This window comes from Microcystis sp. (assembly GCF_048564745.1).
GTDB lineage: Bacteria > Cyanobacteriota > Cyanobacteriia > Cyanobacteriales > Microcystaceae > Microcystis > Microcystis ichthyoblabe_A.
Genome location: NZ_JBLZRT010000030.1, coordinates 67,165 through 81,923, shown reverse-complemented (window position 1 = coordinate 81,923; position 14,759 = coordinate 67,165). Strand labels below are relative to the sequence as shown.

The 14,759-nt window shown below is 44.0% G+C and carries 14 protein-coding genes; 10 read left to right on the top strand and 4 right to left on the bottom strand.

Translation table 11 applies throughout. The features are described from left to right. Nucleotides 1–229: 229 nt before the first annotated feature. The 6 genes from ACOCD9_RS05125 to ACOCD9_RS05100 all read left to right on the top strand — a co-directional run bounded on the left by ACOCD9_RS05125 (nucleotide 230) and on the right by ACOCD9_RS05100 (nucleotide 5,331). Complete coding sequence (locus tag ACOCD9_RS05125; protein ID WP_287699817.1) at nucleotides 230–1,045, top strand: Cof-type HAD-IIB family hydrolase; 816 nt, start codon at nucleotides 230–232, stop codon at nucleotides 1,043–1,045. A gap of 75 nt (nucleotides 1,046–1,120) precedes the next feature. Beyond that, on the top strand, nucleotides 1,121–1,855 hold the full coding sequence (locus ACOCD9_RS05120; protein ID WP_287699818.1) for a dienelactone hydrolase family protein: 735 nt from the start codon (nucleotides 1,121–1,123) through the stop codon (nucleotides 1,853–1,855). Nucleotides 1,856–1,951: 96 nt separating this feature from the next. Then, entirely contained in the window at nucleotides 1,952–2,809 is an 858-nt protein-coding gene (locus ACOCD9_RS05115; RefSeq protein WP_287699867.1) for a S1 RNA-binding domain-containing protein, read from the top strand. Nucleotides 2,810–2,926: 117 nt separating this feature from the next. Next, the gene (locus ACOCD9_RS05110) at nucleotides 2,927–3,769 is read left to right on the top strand and encodes a DUF6671 family protein (RefSeq protein WP_419546619.1); all 843 of its coding nucleotides are present in this window, start codon (nucleotides 2,927–2,929) and stop codon (nucleotides 3,767–3,769) included. A 13-nt stretch (nucleotides 3,770–3,782) separates the two neighbouring features. Then, a complete protein-coding gene (locus tag ACOCD9_RS05105) occupies nucleotides 3,783–4,442 on the top strand; it encodes a class I SAM-dependent methyltransferase (protein WP_419546622.1) in 660 nt (219 codons plus the stop codon). A 25-nt stretch (nucleotides 4,443–4,467) separates the two neighbouring features. After that, on the top strand, nucleotides 4,468–5,331 hold the full coding sequence (locus ACOCD9_RS05100; RefSeq protein WP_419546617.1) for an NAD(P)-dependent oxidoreductase: 864 nt from the start codon (nucleotides 4,468–4,470) through the stop codon (nucleotides 5,329–5,331). A 296-nt stretch (nucleotides 5,332–5,627) separates the two neighbouring features. Here ACOCD9_RS05100 and ACOCD9_RS05095 read toward each other — a convergent pair whose 3' ends face one another. Next, nucleotides 5,628–5,978 carry a DUF760 domain-containing protein gene (locus ACOCD9_RS05095; protein WP_287699822.1) on the bottom strand — a complete coding sequence of 117 codons (351 nt, stop codon included), beginning with the start codon at nucleotides 5,976–5,978 and terminating at the stop codon, nucleotides 5,628–5,630. Between the two features lie 135 nt (nucleotides 5,979–6,113). Further along, the gene (scpB, locus tag ACOCD9_RS05090) at nucleotides 6,114–6,632 is read right to left on the bottom strand and encodes an SMC-Scp complex subunit ScpB (RefSeq protein ID WP_287658883.1); all 519 of its coding nucleotides are present in this window, start codon (nucleotides 6,630–6,632) and stop codon (nucleotides 6,114–6,116) included. A 61-nt stretch (nucleotides 6,633–6,693) separates the two neighbouring features. Here scpB and ACOCD9_RS05085 point away from each other — a divergent pair, with 61 nt between their 5' ends. Both ACOCD9_RS05085 and ACOCD9_RS05080 read left to right on the top strand, forming a co-directional pair. Beyond that, on the top strand, nucleotides 6,694–7,506 hold the full coding sequence (locus ACOCD9_RS05085; RefSeq protein WP_287699823.1) for an inositol monophosphatase family protein: 813 nt from the start codon (nucleotides 6,694–6,696) through the stop codon (nucleotides 7,504–7,506). 256 nt (nucleotides 7,507–7,762) lie between these two features. Beyond that, nucleotides 7,763–8,527 carry an ABC transporter ATP-binding protein gene (locus ACOCD9_RS05080; protein ID WP_287699824.1) on the top strand — a complete coding sequence of 255 codons (765 nt, stop codon included), beginning with the start codon at nucleotides 7,763–7,765 and terminating at the stop codon, nucleotides 8,525–8,527. 139 nt (nucleotides 8,528–8,666) lie between these two features. On the opposite strand, the gene ndhD1 is transcribed toward ACOCD9_RS05080, so the two are convergent. Continuing rightward, complete coding sequence (gene ndhD1, locus ACOCD9_RS05075) at nucleotides 8,667–10,250, bottom strand: photosynthetic/respiratory NAD(P)H-quinone oxidoreductase subunit D1 (protein ID WP_016516375.1); 1,584 nt, start codon at nucleotides 10,248–10,250, stop codon at nucleotides 8,667–8,669. A gap of 411 nt (nucleotides 10,251–10,661) precedes the next feature. Next, complete coding sequence (locus ACOCD9_RS05070) at nucleotides 10,662–11,399, bottom strand: phycocyanobilin:ferredoxin oxidoreductase (protein WP_287699825.1); 738 nt, start codon at nucleotides 11,397–11,399, stop codon at nucleotides 10,662–10,664. A gap of 163 nt (nucleotides 11,400–11,562) precedes the next feature. On the opposite strand from ACOCD9_RS05070, the gene ACOCD9_RS05065 reads away from it, so the two are divergent. Beyond that, nucleotides 11,563–13,875 carry a transglutaminase TgpA family protein gene (locus ACOCD9_RS05065; protein ID WP_419546613.1) on the top strand — a complete coding sequence of 771 codons (2,313 nt, stop codon included), beginning with the start codon at nucleotides 11,563–11,565 and terminating at the stop codon, nucleotides 13,873–13,875. A gap of 234 nt (nucleotides 13,876–14,109) precedes the next feature. After that, the gene (locus ACOCD9_RS05060; RefSeq protein ID WP_123230537.1) at nucleotides 14,110–14,748 is read left to right on the top strand and encodes a hypothetical protein; all 639 of its coding nucleotides are present in this window, start codon (nucleotides 14,110–14,112) and stop codon (nucleotides 14,746–14,748) included. Nucleotides 14,749–14,759 lie beyond the last annotated feature (11 nt).

Below are 14,759 nucleotides of genomic sequence, written 5' to 3'. Positions count from 1 at the left end.
CCTACACCCGTTCGGCTGAGCTCACGGCCGAAGCCCACACCCCACACCCGTTCGGACCTCGGCGTGAGCTCGGTCGAACGCTGAGCTCACGGCCGAAGCCCACACCCTGCCCCCACCAACAAACTTTTTCAGCAGACCCTAACTATGCTTTGGCTGAATACCAAGATTTACCCTTTTTGATGGGGGAAGTGGCAAACTGTTAACTGTTACCGTTGAATGGGAAAAGACTGTGGATATTCGCTTAATCGTTGTCGATGTGGATGGAACGATCGCCGGTGATAACAATCAGGTTAATCCGGCTGTGGTGCAAGCTGTCTCGGCCGTCCAAAAAAAGGGAATTCGCGTCGCTATTGGCACTGGTAGGATGTACCGCTCGGCTTTACGCTTTCATCAACGCCTTAAATCGACTTTACCTTTAATTGCTTACAATGGCGCTTGGATTCAAGATCCTATTTCCCAAGTTCACCATCGACATACTCCCATTTCCCCTGACTTGGCGATCGATCTTTTAGATTATCTCGAACAACCCCAATGGAAGGAGAAAATCTCCCTTAATTTTTATATGGACGATGTGCTTTATGTGCGGCAATTAAACGCGGAAACGGAATTCTATCGCCAGCGATCGGGTATTATTGCCGAAGCAGTGGGAGATTTACGCAAAGTTGCCCACAAAACTACTAAAATCCTGGCCATGGGGGAAGATAAGCAATTTATCGCCGAGATTTGGCAGCATTTACAGCAACGCTATCAAAATCAAGATTTATACTTTACCCAATCGAGTCCGACTTTTTTTGAAGTTACCCACGTTGAGGCTACCAAGGGAAGCGCCACCCAATTTTTGGCCGAAGATATCCTAGGATTACAACCGCAAAACGTCATGGCGATCGGTGATAATTTTAATGATGTTTCTATGCTCACCTATGCGGGTGTCGGTGTTGCCATGGGTAATGCTCCCCAAGCTGTTAAGGATCAAGCTGATTGGGTTGCCCCCAGTGTAGACTTAAATGGGGTGGCCGCAGCCTTGGCAAAGTTTGTTTTAATTTGAGGAATGGGGAAATGGGGAAATTCAACTAAAACCCTAACACCCTAAAACCCCAACACCCTTTTCATCGAGAAAATTATGACTATTAATACGCAAACTGTTACGATTTCTAACAAAGATATTGACATAGATGCCTATTTAGCCATTCCCGATCGAGTGGGAATTTATCCAGCAATTATCGTAATTCAGGAAATATTCGGCGTAAACGACCATATTCGCGATATCACCCGCAGAATTGCCCAAGAAGGCTATATAGCGATCGCTCCTGCCATTTATCAGCGATTTGCTCCCGGTTTTGAAACGGGGTACAGTATGGCAGATATCGAAATCGGTCGTCAGTACAAAGAACAAACCAAAGCAGCCGAATTACTCAGCGATATCCAGGCTACCATCGATTATCTTTATACTTTGCCACAGGTGCAAAAAACCGGTGTCGGCACGATCGGTTTTTGTTTTGGTGGTCATGTGGTTTATCTTGTCTCCACTCTAGAGGATATCAAAGTTACTGCCTCTTTTTACGGTGCAGGAATCACCACGGGAACCCCTGGGGGTGGTCAAGGGACAGTGAAGGTGACTCCCCAAATCAAAGGGACAATCTACGCATTTTTCGGGGTGTTGGATACCAGTATTCCTCAAAAGCAAGTGGATGAGATAGAAAACGCATTAACCCGTTATCAAATCCCCCATCGAGTTTTCCGCTATGAAAACGCCGACCATGGCTTTTTCTGCGACCAAAGGGCTAGTTATAATGCTAAGGCGGCTAAATCTGCCTGGGGTCATGTGCTAGAGTTATTTAGCCTTCTTAAATCTTAATGGTCTGACTCCTTAAGCTTCAGCTTACACTGGAAGCAGTTCGAAATCACATTTGTAACCATTCTATTTATCATGACACCGAACCCAGCCTTTTCCATGGACGATTTTGCCAAAGCTCTTGATCAATACGATTATCAATTTGAAAAAGGGCAGATCGTGCGCGGGAGAGTCGATCAACACACCTCCGATGGAGCATACATCGATATTGGCGGCAAATCCTCCGCTTTTATTCCTTTAAGGGAAATTTCCCTGGAAAATGTTATTTCTATTGCTGAAGCTTTACCCATAGGTGCAGAATTCGATTTTCTGATTACCCGTGGACAGGATGCGGAAGGACAAGTAACCCTGTCTTTGCGGCAATTATTACTGCAAAAAGCTTGGGAAAATGTCAGGGAAATCTCTGAAAGTGGCAAGTCGGTGCAGCTGCGCGTCACGGGGGTGAATAAGGGGGGAGTGACGGGGGAGGTGGAAGGATTAAAAGGATTTATCCCTCGCTCCCATTTAATCGAAAAAAATGATTTAGATTCCCTGATCGGACAACTTTTAACCGCAACTTTTATTCAAATCGATGAAGAAAATAATAAATTAGTTTTATCTCAGCGAGAAATTGCTCGCGCTAACGCTATCAGTCAATTAGCTGTGGGTAAATTATTAAGTGGCACTGTGGTTAAATTACAACCCTACGGTGTCTTTGTCGATTGCGGTGGAGTGACGGGATTGCTCCATGCTAAACAGGTGACGGGAGCCTCTTTTAATTCTCCCATGACTTTCTTTAAAGTTGGTCAAGCAATTCAAGTGGTAGTCGCGGAAATTGACGAATATAAAAACCGCATTTCCCTATCTACAAAAATCCTGGAAGCGCACCCCGGCGAAATTCTCGAAAACTTTGCAGAAGTCATGGAAACAGCAGCAGAAAGATTAAAACAAGCTCAGGGAAAAAACCCAGAAAGTTAGCGTAGGGTGGGTTAGGCGGCAATAATTTAGATATTTTACCACCTATTTAGTATTCGCCGTAACCCACCATCAGTCATCAGGTGAATTTGTCTCCTGTCTCCTTTTTACTTGACAAAGATGTTTCAAGATCGGATAGCAATTTTAGGGACTATGCACGGAAAAGAGCGGGTAATTGCACCGATTTTAGAGGAAAAAATAGGTCTTAAGGTGATTGTATCCGATAATTTTAATACCGATCGCTTTGGCACTTTTACCCGAAATATTAAGCGCATCGGAACACAAATTGAAACCGCTCGCAGGAAAGCACAAGAAGCGATCGAGCTTTCGGGATACGATATCGGAATTGCCAGTGAGGGTAGTTTTTATCCCTATCCCAACTTGCCGTTAGTTTCCTGTAATCGTGAATTGATTTTATTGCTCGATCGAGTCCATAATCTAGAAATAATTGGTCAAGCAATAGTCACGGAAACTAATCACGCTCACCAAACTGTCACTAATCTAGCAGATGCTTTAGAATTTGCCGAAAAAATAGGGTTTCCTAGTCATGGTTTAGTGGTGATGTTTGATAAAAATTCTCTCGACTCTGAGCAGATTTTTAAGGGAATTACTGACCAGAAAAATTTAGTTAAAATTGTTGAAGATATTCTTGACAAAAACGGCAAAGTACACCTAGAAACCGATATGCGCGCTATGCACAATCCCACGCGGATGAAAGCGATTGCAGCTGCGACAGCAAATCTGGTTCAAAAACTTAATCAATTATGTCCTAATTGTGGTTGTCCGGGGTTTGATATTATCGAAAGAAAAGCGGGTTTACCCTGTGGTTTATGTCACTTTCCCACCTCTTTAATTAAACTGGAACTATACGGTTGTCAAAGGTGTGATTATCGAGAGGAAAAACTCTTTCCCAACGGTCAAAAAAACGCCGATCCGATGTATTGTGAATATTGTAATCCTTAAAGATAGCTTTTCTATGGAAAGAATTTTAGAACCGGAAGTAATGGATGATCGGGAAGAAGCGATCGAATATGATGCCATGGACTTCACGGAAGTTAATACTAATTTTGCTAAAGAAGCCGTACAATTAGCCGGTATTAATGCTAGGGTGTTAGATGTGGGAACCGGTACTGCGCGCATTCCGATTATGATCAGTCAACTACGTCCCCAATGGCAAATTATCGCTATTGATCTTGCCGATTCTATGTTAGAAATTGGTCAAAAAAATATCCTTAATGCTAACTGTCAAGAACAGATCAAATTGGAGAAAGTTGATGGAAAAAATCTTCCCTACCAATCCGAGCAATTTGATTTAGTTATTTCTAATAGTTTAATCCACCATCTCGAAAATCCTCTGCCTTTTTTACGCGAAATTAAGCGAGTTTTAAAACCGAATGGCGGCATTTTTTTAAGAGATTTATTCCGTCCTGATTCCGAGGAAATAATCCAGGGGATGGTGAGGGAAATCGATCCTAATTTTTCTCCCCGACAAGCGCAACTATTTCAAGACTCGCTGCGAGCGGCTTTTACCCTAGCAGAAATCGCCGATTTAATCCAGCAGTCGGGCTTAGAAAATGTTAAAATTTATCAGTCTTCCGAACGTCATTGGACAGCCATAAAAACAAGTAAAAATTAATCACTAAATCAGGAAAAATTGAGTTATGAAAGTTGGAATTTTGGGAACAGGATTAATGGGAACGCCAATGGTAGAAAGATTATTAAATCAGAGAATTTCTGTTATTGCCTATAATCGCACCTTAGAAAAATTGACAGCTTTACAGCAGTTGGGAGCCAAAACAGTTAACTCTCCTGAACAAGTCATTCAAGAGGCAGATTGTCTGATTTTAATGTTAACTAATGCCGCCGCTATCCGAGAGGTTTTAGGATTAAATTCTGAGCAATCTAACTTCAATAATCGGACTATTATCCAGATGGGAACCATTGCCCCTTCTGAAAGTAAACAACTGCGAGATCAAATTGTGGCTAAAGGGGGAGAATATCTAGAAGCACCCGTGTTAGGAAGTATTCCCGAAGCTAAAAAGGGGACTCTCTTAGTTATGGTGGGAGCAACGGAGAAACAGTTCCATCAATGGTCAAATTTATTAGCACATTTTGGTCAAGAACCGATGTTAATCGGGGAAGTGGGAACCGCTGCGGCGTTAAAATTAGCTTTAAATCAATTAATTGCCTCTCTAACCAGCGCTTTTGGTTTAAGTTTAGCTTTTTTATCCCGCCAAGGAGTAGATTTAGAAAAGTTCATGACTATCCTGCGTCAAAGTGCCTTATATGCGCCTACTTTTGACAAAAAATTAACGAGAATGTTAGAGAAAAATTATGCTAACCCTAATTTTCCCACTAAACATTTACTCAAAGATGTTAATCTCTTTTTAGAGGAATCGGAGAAGTTAGATTTAACCACTTTTCCCCTAACAGGAGTAGAGCGTCTTCTGGAAAAAGCTTTAGCAATGGGATTAGCAGAGCAAGATTATTCAGCTTTATATGAGGCGCTGAAAAAAGAATTATAGACCACTTGGCAACATCAAAAAGAATCTCTTTGGTTTGTCTAGTCGGACAACTGATAGGAGAAAAACCGATAAAAGGCTTTAAATTTTCCTTAAGCTTTGTTGAGGTAGCCAGAAGAGGGGGTTAGAGTGGGAAGTGATGGAATTTTGGGCATATTCTCCTATGACGTTGACTGAATTTGGATTATTAGCGGGTTTACTTGTCCCCGGTATCCTGCTCTCGATTTTGGTGATGGTGAGTTTTGCCAAAGGGGGTTAATAAAGTGATAGAGACACCGGTGAAAGTGTCTCTATCGAGATTAATCTATTTTTGGTTTTTTGCCCAATTTAATTGATTCTGTAGCTAACAAAATTGATTCTAAATGATGGCGCTTCTCCACTTGACCGAGGAAATAACCTGTCATCATAGCTGAAGCGAGAAGATTCGCCAAATTCTCGCGGTCGGTGGTAATTTGTACCGCAAAATCCTCTGAGGGCAACATTCCCACCAATCCCCTGACGTTTTGCGAGATAATATCTTTAATTTCGCTACTGACGGATTGGGCTATTCTCTCAAGGGTTTCAGGATGCTGCTGCTGTAGATACTGCATCAGACCGTTATCATTTTGTTCTTCGGTTTCCCAGGGAAAAAAATCAGGATTAAAAGTCATCAGAACTCCCACACTGTAGTGGTTATTAGATTTAGGTTAACAAATCGCTCTTCTTGATTGCCCGAAGTCCCCCCCCATCTTCCTCAAGTTTAGCTCAGTGATCAGAAATATTTACCCATAATATACCCTCTCTCCTTATTCCTGATCGGTAGCTTCCAGAATACCCTGTTCCCTAAGATTGTCAACCTCGAAATATTGATGAAATTTATCGGTTACTTCTAACCAGTAGGATCTACCTTCATTTTGCTTGCGTTTTCTCACAAATCCTCGTTCTACCAAGTCCTGAACCTGTTGATAGGCCGTACTGCCGCGTAAATTAATTAAATCCGCTTGTAAAATTGGTTCTTTTAGTGCGATCGCTGCTAAAGTGCGGAGAGTTCCCGTGCCTAATTCGGCCGGGATCAGGTCTTCGATCAAATTCTGATAAGCTGACCGCAATTGTAAACTATAACCGAGGGGGGTTTCCACCACTTCCAAGGCACTATCCCGGTGAGCATAATCGGACATTAACTCGATCATGGCATCTTCCACCGTCAAGCGATCGCTGTTGGTTAATGTCACCATCTCGGTTAAGGGGACAGGCTGCCCTTTTAGGTAAAGTATCGCTTCTAGACGGGTAGCTAGTCTGATCTCCTGGTGGGGTTCCGCGCTCAATCTCGACTACCTAAGTTTAGACAATGATTTGATATTCTACTAGAAGACGAACTAGAAAATTATGGAAACTTTTTGGAGTCAGGTTTTAGACTTTTGTTATCAGGCTACCGGCCAGGTTGGCGATCGCTTACTGGCTGATTTTGGCAAATTACAGGCCACCAATAAAGCAGATGGGACTTTAGTGACGGCTGCCGACCGTTGGTCTGATCGGGAATTGCGATCGCTAATTGCCAGCACTTTCCCGGATCATGGAGTCCTAACCGAGGAAACTACCCATATTTTCCCGGATCAAGAATGGTGTTGGGTCGTGGATCCGATCGACGGTACAACTAATTTTACTCGCGGTATTCCCATCTGGGGCATTTCCCTGGGACTTCTCTACCGGGGGACTCCCGTGTTCGGATTTGTTTATCTGCCCTGCCTGAAACAGTCCTATTATGGTTATTGGTACGGTGAGACGGGTTTAACTGGTCCAGAGGGGGCCTACCGGGATGGTCAACCGATTCACACCAGCGAAGATTTTCCCAGCAAAAATCATCTTTTCAATCTCTGCGCTCGTAGTACAGATATATTAAAAAGTCCCTTTCCCTGCAAAGTGCGGATGATAGGAGTGGCTAGTTATAATCTGCTTTTGGTTGCCGATGGCACTGTCTTGGGAGGAGTGGAAGCAACCCCAAAAGTCTGGGATATTGCTGCGGTCTGGGCAATTCTACAGGCCGCCGGCGGGGTATTTATCTCTTTAGGAGAAAAGATTTTTCCCTTGCAGGTGGGGGAAAATTATAGCGATCGATCCTATCCCTGTTTAGCCGTGGCTCGATCGAATTTAGCGCCGGTTTTCTTGCCTTTAGTCGGTTTTCTCAAGGATGTTGCTTGAATGGAGAATTGCTCAGGTTAGAATAGCTGCATTTATTGGTTTTATCTTTATTTAGGGCTGGCTGAATAAATCTAAAAACCTTGTTGGATAATATCTTTAAGCTTGTTTGAAATCAAAAACTGCCAGCCCTTGGAGTGATCAGGGGGGAAATTTAGGCACTTTTTGCCTGAAAATTAGGTAATTGACCCCCTAAAAATCGCTAAAACCCTACACCCCACACCCTACACCCCACACCCTGCCCCCACGAATTTATTTCATGAGTTTTGATACTTCCTCTCTCAGCCAACGCAACGATAAAGCCGAAGTCTATCAGCCAGTAATTATTCGCCTCGAAAATGTATCTAAAATCTACGGCAGTGGCGAAACCATGGTTAAAGCCCTTAATAACATCAATTTAAGCCTAAAAAAAGGGGAATATTGCGCTATTATGGGGGCATCGGGTTCGGGAAAATCCACGGTCATGAATATTATCGGCTGTCTTGATCGTCCCACCTCGGGGTCCTATTATCTAGAAAATCTCGACGTTTCCACGCTGCCGGATGGGGATTTAGCTCAGATTCGCAATCGTAAAATCGGCTTTGTTTTCCAGCAATTCCATCTTTTACCCCAGATGAGTGCGCTAGAAAATGTCATGTTACCGATGATTTATGGTGGGGTTCCTCCCCAAGAAAGAAAGGAAAGAGCGATCGCTGCTTTAACGAGGGTAAAATTAGATAATCGACTGCACAATAAACCCAATCAATTATCGGGGGGACAACAGCAGCGCGTCGCTATTGCTAGGGCAATTGTCAATCAACCCATATTATTACTTGCTGATGAACCGACGGGGGCGCTGGACTCGAAAACTACCCAAGAGGTGATGGCTATTTTCTCGGAATTGAATAACAGTGGCATTACTATCGTCATGGTAACTCACGAGGCTGATGTGGCGCGTCACTCTCAGCGCATTATCTGGTTTAAGGATGGTGAAGTGGTTTATCCTAATCTCGCACCGACGGATTTACATGAGGTGATTGGGTAGGGTGGGAATTTTTCGGTAATCAGTGAACAGTGAAAAGACAGTGGGAAACTACTATTTAATACTGCTCACTTAATACATACTGCTCACTTAAAACTCAAATCTGATAACTGGTAACTGGTAACTGATAACTGATAACTTTTTAGATTTCGGGGGCTTTTAGGGAATAAAGGGAGAAACTAGCGGTTTTTGCCTTTGCCTGTTGCACTAAACTGGGGACAGAATTACGCGCTAGGGCGGTTAATTTATTGGTAGTAGCATCGTAAATTGTCGTGGCTACTTTGGGATAGAGTCCAATGCCGATAATTGGCACTAATAGAGAAGCGATGATAAAGACTTCCCGGGGTTCCGCATCCACTAGGGCATGGTGTTCTTCTAATTCCTTATTTTCCGGCCCGTAGAGAATTTCTCGCAACATGGACAAGAGATAAATCGGGGTGAGAATGACACCGATAGCTGCTAAAAAGACGATAATAACGCGGAAAGTGGGACTATAGGCATCACTGGTGGCAAAACCGATAAATACCATTAATTCCGCCACAAAACCGCTCATCCCGGGCAAAGCGAGGGAAGCGAGGGAACAGGTGGTCCACATGGCAAAAACTTTCTTCATTTTCTTGCCGACACCGCCCATCTCGTCTAACATCAGGGTATGGGTGCGATCATAGGTACAACCGACCATAAAGAATAAACTCGCCCCAATCAGTCCGTGGGAAATCATCTGTAACATCGCCCCGCTTGTACCAATATCGGTAAAGGAAGCCATACCAATCAGGACAAATCCCATGTGAGAGATGGAAGAATAGGCAATTTTGCGCTTAAGATTGCGTTGGGCAAAGGAGGTTAAGGCGGCGTAGATAATATTAACTACCCCTAAAATCACTAAAACGGGGGCGAAAACGGCGTGAGCATCGGGTAACATCCCCATATTCATCCGTAAGAGCGCATAACCACCCATTTTAAGCAAAATTCCCGCTAGTAACATATGGGCAGGGGCAGTGGCTTCGCCGTGGGCATCCGGCAGCCAAGTATGGAGGGGGAAAATCGGCAGTTTTACCCCGTAGGCAATCAGGAAACCGGCGTAGAGGAATAATTGCAGTTTCAGGGGGAAGTCTTTACCAGCAATAGTCACCATGTCAAAGGAGACGGTATCGCCATAAAAAGCCATCGTCAGCGCCGCTACAAGGATGAAGAGAGAGCCTCCGGCGGTGTAAAGGATAAATTTGGTGGCTGCGTAGAGACGGCGTTTACCGCCCCAAATGGAGAGGATGAGATAGACGGGGACTAATTCTAATTCCCAGACGAGGAAGAATAGTAACAGATCCTGCACGGCAAACACCGCAATCTGTCCCCCGTACATCAACAGCATCAGGAAGTAGAATAGTTTCGGTTTAAAAGTGACCGGCCAAGCCGCTAAGATAGCCAGAGTGGTGATAAATCCCGTTAAGATAATCAGAGGCATGGAGAGGCCATCGGCTCCTAAAGACCATCTTAGGTCAATTTCTGGCAACCATTGGTAACTTTCCACTAATTGCAGATTGGGATTAGCGAAATCGTAACTGCTATAGAAAGCGTAGATAATTAGGGCAAAGTCGATTAATCCCACCGTCAGAGCAAACCATCTCACGGTTTTACCGTCTTTATCGGGAATTATGGGAACCAATAAAGCGGCGACGATGGGAAAAAGGATGATGGCAGTTAACCAAGGAAAGTTCGTTAGATTCATCGGCTGTTTTAATATTTATTTAATCGTCAGAATCGAGAAATTAAGCTAAGGCTTTTTGACGGTTTTACCTAGCAAAACCACCTTTTTTCTCTTGTTCTCGCGGTTACATTTGACTGTACCTAAATCAATCTAGCAATTATTTTCCCGTCCTTGTCTGTTAATATTGTTAAGTTTCAAGAGACTGCTGGCCTAATTAGGGTTTGCTAAAAAAGTTTTTCGGTGGGGGCAGGGTGTGGGGTGTGGGGTGTAGGGTTTTATACCATTAACCCATCCGACAAATATAGCGTTTCCTAAGCTAGTGAGGTACACATATTTTTCTTCCCTTTTGACTTTTGCCTCTTGCCTTTTGCCTAAAACCCATAACTTTTGTACCTCAGCAGACTGAAAAACGCTATAATTGTGCCTCCCTACTTAATCGGGCAAATCAAAGAGAACACCCGTCATATAACGCTCTGCCCATTCCCAACCGAAGGCTTTTTCTAGTACACGCCGAGTTTTATCGTTTTTTTGCTGTTGACTACAATAATCCCGTTGTCCCTGTAAATAAATGCCAGCTTCTTCCCCGGAAAGAGGCTGACTTTCCTTAGCACATTTGCAGTGAATTGTCAAGAAATCTGTAACTCTTTGTAAAAATTGTCGTTCCTCGGCGGCGGTTTCGGGACGAATAAACAGACAATATTGGGAGAAAATATGACCCCAAGGAGGCAAATCACGAGCTTGGGCGAAATCGGCCGCAGGTAAAGCCGCTAAAGCCTCATTATAGGCACTAGAGAGAGTTTTATCGCCACTGGTGGGAGAAAGATCCACAATAGCGGCACTGATTCCCGCTTTGCCGGAGACTATATCACATCCAAACATCGGCAGCGGATATTCTGGACGGGGGAACATGACACAGTGGAGAATATCCAAACCATTGCCCAGTTTAGCCAGTTCTAGGTGCATTTTGCGGAACTGGGGGGTTTGATAGCAGCGATTCTCGATAATTAATTTTTCCCCTTCTAAACGTCCCTCCACATAGCCTAAACCTTCCGGCAACTCAAAGGGCGACAAATCAAGATAATTTTCCCAGTGGGAGAGAATTGCTGTGGCTAATTGTCCAATCAGGGGATGAAGCAACGGTAAAATTTCAGGGTTGGTAACGGCTATCATAGGTCAGTTATCAGTAATCAGTAATCAGTAATCAGTTATCGTCTCCCTATCTCCCTATTTTCCTATCTCCTGACATCTAAAATCCACTTTACCCCATGGAGCGATCGAGATTAGAACTGGGAAATATAAAATTAACTTCTTTGTCCTTCTCCCAATTTAGCCTATGGTTAGCAGTGCCGCTCGTCCAAAACCTTCCTTAAAAACCCTCTGGCAAAAGATAGAATCTTCTCCCTTGCCAGAAACCGAGGAATCGATTATTTTAAGAATTCTGGTGCAAGCGTTAGTAATCGTCGGTATTATCGCCACCGATGTGGCTACTGATAGTTATACCAGTATTTGGGCTGTTCCTATCAGTATTATCGGCGGAATCTGGAGTTGGCGACGCAGGAAAAAGCGCAATATCGGGGCAAAATTTTGTATAGCGATCGGAATGTTGGTAGTGTTGGCGCTATTCTTGGGTGATATCGTTGCGATGCAGGATAGTCGCATTGCCCTAACACAATTATTAATTCAATTACAAATTCTCCATAGTTTTGACCTGCCCCGACGCAAAGATTTAGGTTATTCTATGGTAATCGGTTTAATTCTCTTGGGAGTCGCTGGGACAATCTCTCAAACCCTCGCTTTTGCGCCTTGGTTAATCCTCTTTCTGCTTTTATCCCTACCTACCCTAGTTTTAGACTACCGTTCTCGTTTAGGTTTAGATAATCTCAATCAGAGTCTCCCTTTCTTCTCAAAGAAACCCCCGCGTCTAGCCACAAAAAAATTAGTTTCCCCGCAAAATTCCCCCCTTTCTCCCAAACGTTTCGGGATTTTCTTTCTGACAATTCTCCTCTTGGGATTGACAATTTTTGCTCTGATGCCGCGTTTTCCGGGTTATCAAATTCAATCTTTTCCCGTCAATAGTCCAGGAGGTATGGAAAATCAGGATTTTGAACAGGGAGACAGACAAATCGTTAACCCCGGCTATGTGCGCGAGGGTGAAACGGGGAAGGGTGGCGTAAATGGCGGTAATAGTCCCACTACAGGGTCAGGACAGCTAGATTCTACCTTTTATTACGGCTTTAACACCCAAATCAACCAAAATTTGCGGGGAAGTATGACTCCCCAGACAGTCATGCGGGTACGTTCCCAAGCCCCCGGATTCTGGCGGGCGATGGCCTTTGATCGCTATACTGGTCAAGGGTGGCAAATCTCGCGAGATCAAGAATTAGAGGATTTAAATCGCAGTAGTTGGTCCTATCGCTTTTTTGTGCCACTACCCGCAACCCAAGCCAAAACCCATCAGGTAGTCCAAACCTACAGCATTGTCTCCAGTTTACCGAATATTATCCCTGCCCTTACTTCGCCCCAGTTTCTCTTTTTTCCCACTCGACAGGTATCTTTGGACCGAGAAAATAGCTTAAGGTCGCCGGGAGGGTTAGCAGAAGGGCTAACTTATACTGTAATCTCACAAGTGCCGGAACGCAATCGCAGCCAACTGCGATCGGCCCCAGAAACCTACCCTAAGTCTATTCTCAAGTATTATTTACAAATTCCTGCCGAAATTGCCCCGAAAGTCCGCCGAAAAACCGAGGAATTGCTGGCCAAATCTCCCAAACCCTTAACCTCTCCCTACGAGAAGGCCCTATATTTGGCCCAAGCATTAAAGCAAAACTACGAATTAAAAGCCGATTTGCCCTTTTTAGCCGAAAATGAGGATTTAGTCTCGGCCTTTTTGTTTCGTTTTCAGGGGGGTTACGCCGATCATTTTTCCACCGTGTTAACGATTATGTTACGCTCGATCGGTATTCCTGCCCGATTAGCCACCGGTTTTGCCCCTGGCCAGTTTAATCCTTTCACTGGCTTTTATGTTGTCCAAAATACGGACGCTTACGCTATCACAGAGGTGTTTTTCCCCGGTTACGGTTGGTACACTTTCGATCCTATCCCAGGCCACGAATTAATTCCCCCATCCTTTGAGGAAGTGGAACCTTTTAGCGTCCTCAAGCAATTTTGGCAATGGGTGGCCGGATGGTTGCCCTCTCCAGTCACGGGTTTTCTCGGTCTGATTTGGGAAAATGTTATCGTTACTATCGGTCAGTTATTGGCCTGGTTATGGCGCTTTATTTCCGGCAGTCTTTTCGGGGGAATTCTCGGCGGTTTAGTGGGGGTCGTCTTCGCCTACGCTAGTTGGTTAGGATGGCGACAGTTCCATCGTTGGCGTAGGAGTCGCAAGTTAGCAAAACTACCACCAATCGAGCGTTTATACCAGCAAATGTTAGGAATCTTAACAGAAGCCGGTTATGGTAAACATCCCGCTCAAACCCCTTTAGAATACGCCACCGCCGCCCGCCGCGTCCAACCGCCGCCAGTGGCGAATATTATCGAGGAGATTGCTCGCGCCTACGTTGATTGGCGTTATGGCGGTAAATCGGCTAATATTGAGAGTTTACGCCAACGTTTTCGAGAATTTGTCAAGTTGGTGAAAAAGTGAGCTTGAGCCTATAGTTAGGGTTTGCGGCAAAAAGTTTTTCAGCAAATCCTAAATAATTAGTCTTTAATAACTGGATTTAGTATTACTTGGCGATCCTTTGATAAATGGCGATCACATTGCACTAATCCGATGGCTTCGACTAAAATAAATATGCTAGGATTGGGGTAATTTATCTGGATCAAGTTATTCCCTAGCCTAAACAAATACTCATTCCTCCACTGACAAGATATCATCATGGATCTACCAGCCTTTGATCATAACCTTCATCAGTCCGATACTACCCACACTTTACATACTCATGCGGATTCGTCGCTGGATTTGCACGACCACCAAGATTTGTTAAACGACCCTAATTTGGGAGTTCACCACGATCCCTTTGTCCCATCTAATATCAGCATTTATGAGCCTCATCATATCCATAATGCTTTTGAGCATCAGGGTTTAGCAGATTATCAACCCCATCACGCTAATGGTTTATTAGACCATCAATATTCTCAAGTTGATCATCCTTCTCATTTTGATCAAGGTTTTGAGAACCAGCACTTAGCAGATTATCACCTTCATCATGCTAACAGTTTCCCAGACCATCAATATTCCCACGCAGATCATACTTCCCATTGGGATCATCTTTCACAGCGATCTGGTTCTGAGACGGCTTCTGAGTTATTAAGTAAAGCCAATGAACTAGAGAAAAAAGCTAACGATAGTTTAAGTAGTTCTCAGAGTCACAGTAAAGAAGCCGATTGGCATCGTGAGCATAAAAACCAGTCAGATGCCTCTAGTCATGGGAAAGAAGCCCAAAATGCGATGGCTGAATCTGAGAAATATCAGGCGGAAGCTCAAAAGTTAAGGGAACAGGCGAAAAAAGTTTAAGTTTCAGCCTT

Coding starts and splice junctions, on each gene's coding strand:
- ACOCD9_RS05115 (WP_287699867.1), top strand. CDS start 1,952: ATGGACGATTTTGCCAAAGCTCTTGATCAATACGATTATCAATTTGAA.
- ACOCD9_RS05095 (WP_287699822.1), bottom strand. CDS start 5,978: ATGACTTTTAATCCTGATTTTTTTCCCTGGGAAACCGAAGAACAAAAT.
- ACOCD9_RS05060 (WP_123230537.1), top strand. CDS start 14,110: ATGGATCTACCAGCCTTTGATCATAACCTTCATCAGTCCGATACTACC.
- ACOCD9_RS05085 (WP_287699823.1), top strand. CDS start 6,694: ATGGAAACTTTTTGGAGTCAGGTTTTAGACTTTTGTTATCAGGCTACC.
- ACOCD9_RS05065 (WP_419546613.1), top strand. CDS start 11,563: ATGGTTAGCAGTGCCGCTCGTCCAAAACCTTCCTTAAAAACCCTCTGG.
- ACOCD9_RS05100 (WP_419546617.1), top strand. CDS start 4,468: ATGAAAGTTGGAATTTTGGGAACAGGATTAATGGGAACGCCAATGGTA.
- ACOCD9_RS05070 (WP_287699825.1), bottom strand. CDS start 11,399: ATGATAGCCGTTACCAACCCTGAAATTTTACCGTTGCTTCATCCCCTG.
- ndhD1 (WP_016516375.1), bottom strand. CDS start 10,250: ATGAATCTAACGAACTTTCCTTGGTTAACTGCCATCATCCTTTTTCCC.
- ACOCD9_RS05110 (WP_419546619.1), top strand. CDS start 2,927: ATGTTTCAAGATCGGATAGCAATTTTAGGGACTATGCACGGAAAAGAG.
- ACOCD9_RS05080 (WP_287699824.1), top strand. CDS start 7,763: ATGAGTTTTGATACTTCCTCTCTCAGCCAACGCAACGATAAAGCCGAA.
- ACOCD9_RS05105 (WP_419546622.1), top strand. CDS start 3,783: ATGGAAAGAATTTTAGAACCGGAAGTAATGGATGATCGGGAAGAAGCG.
- ACOCD9_RS05120 (WP_287699818.1), top strand. CDS start 1,121: ATGACTATTAATACGCAAACTGTTACGATTTCTAACAAAGATATTGAC.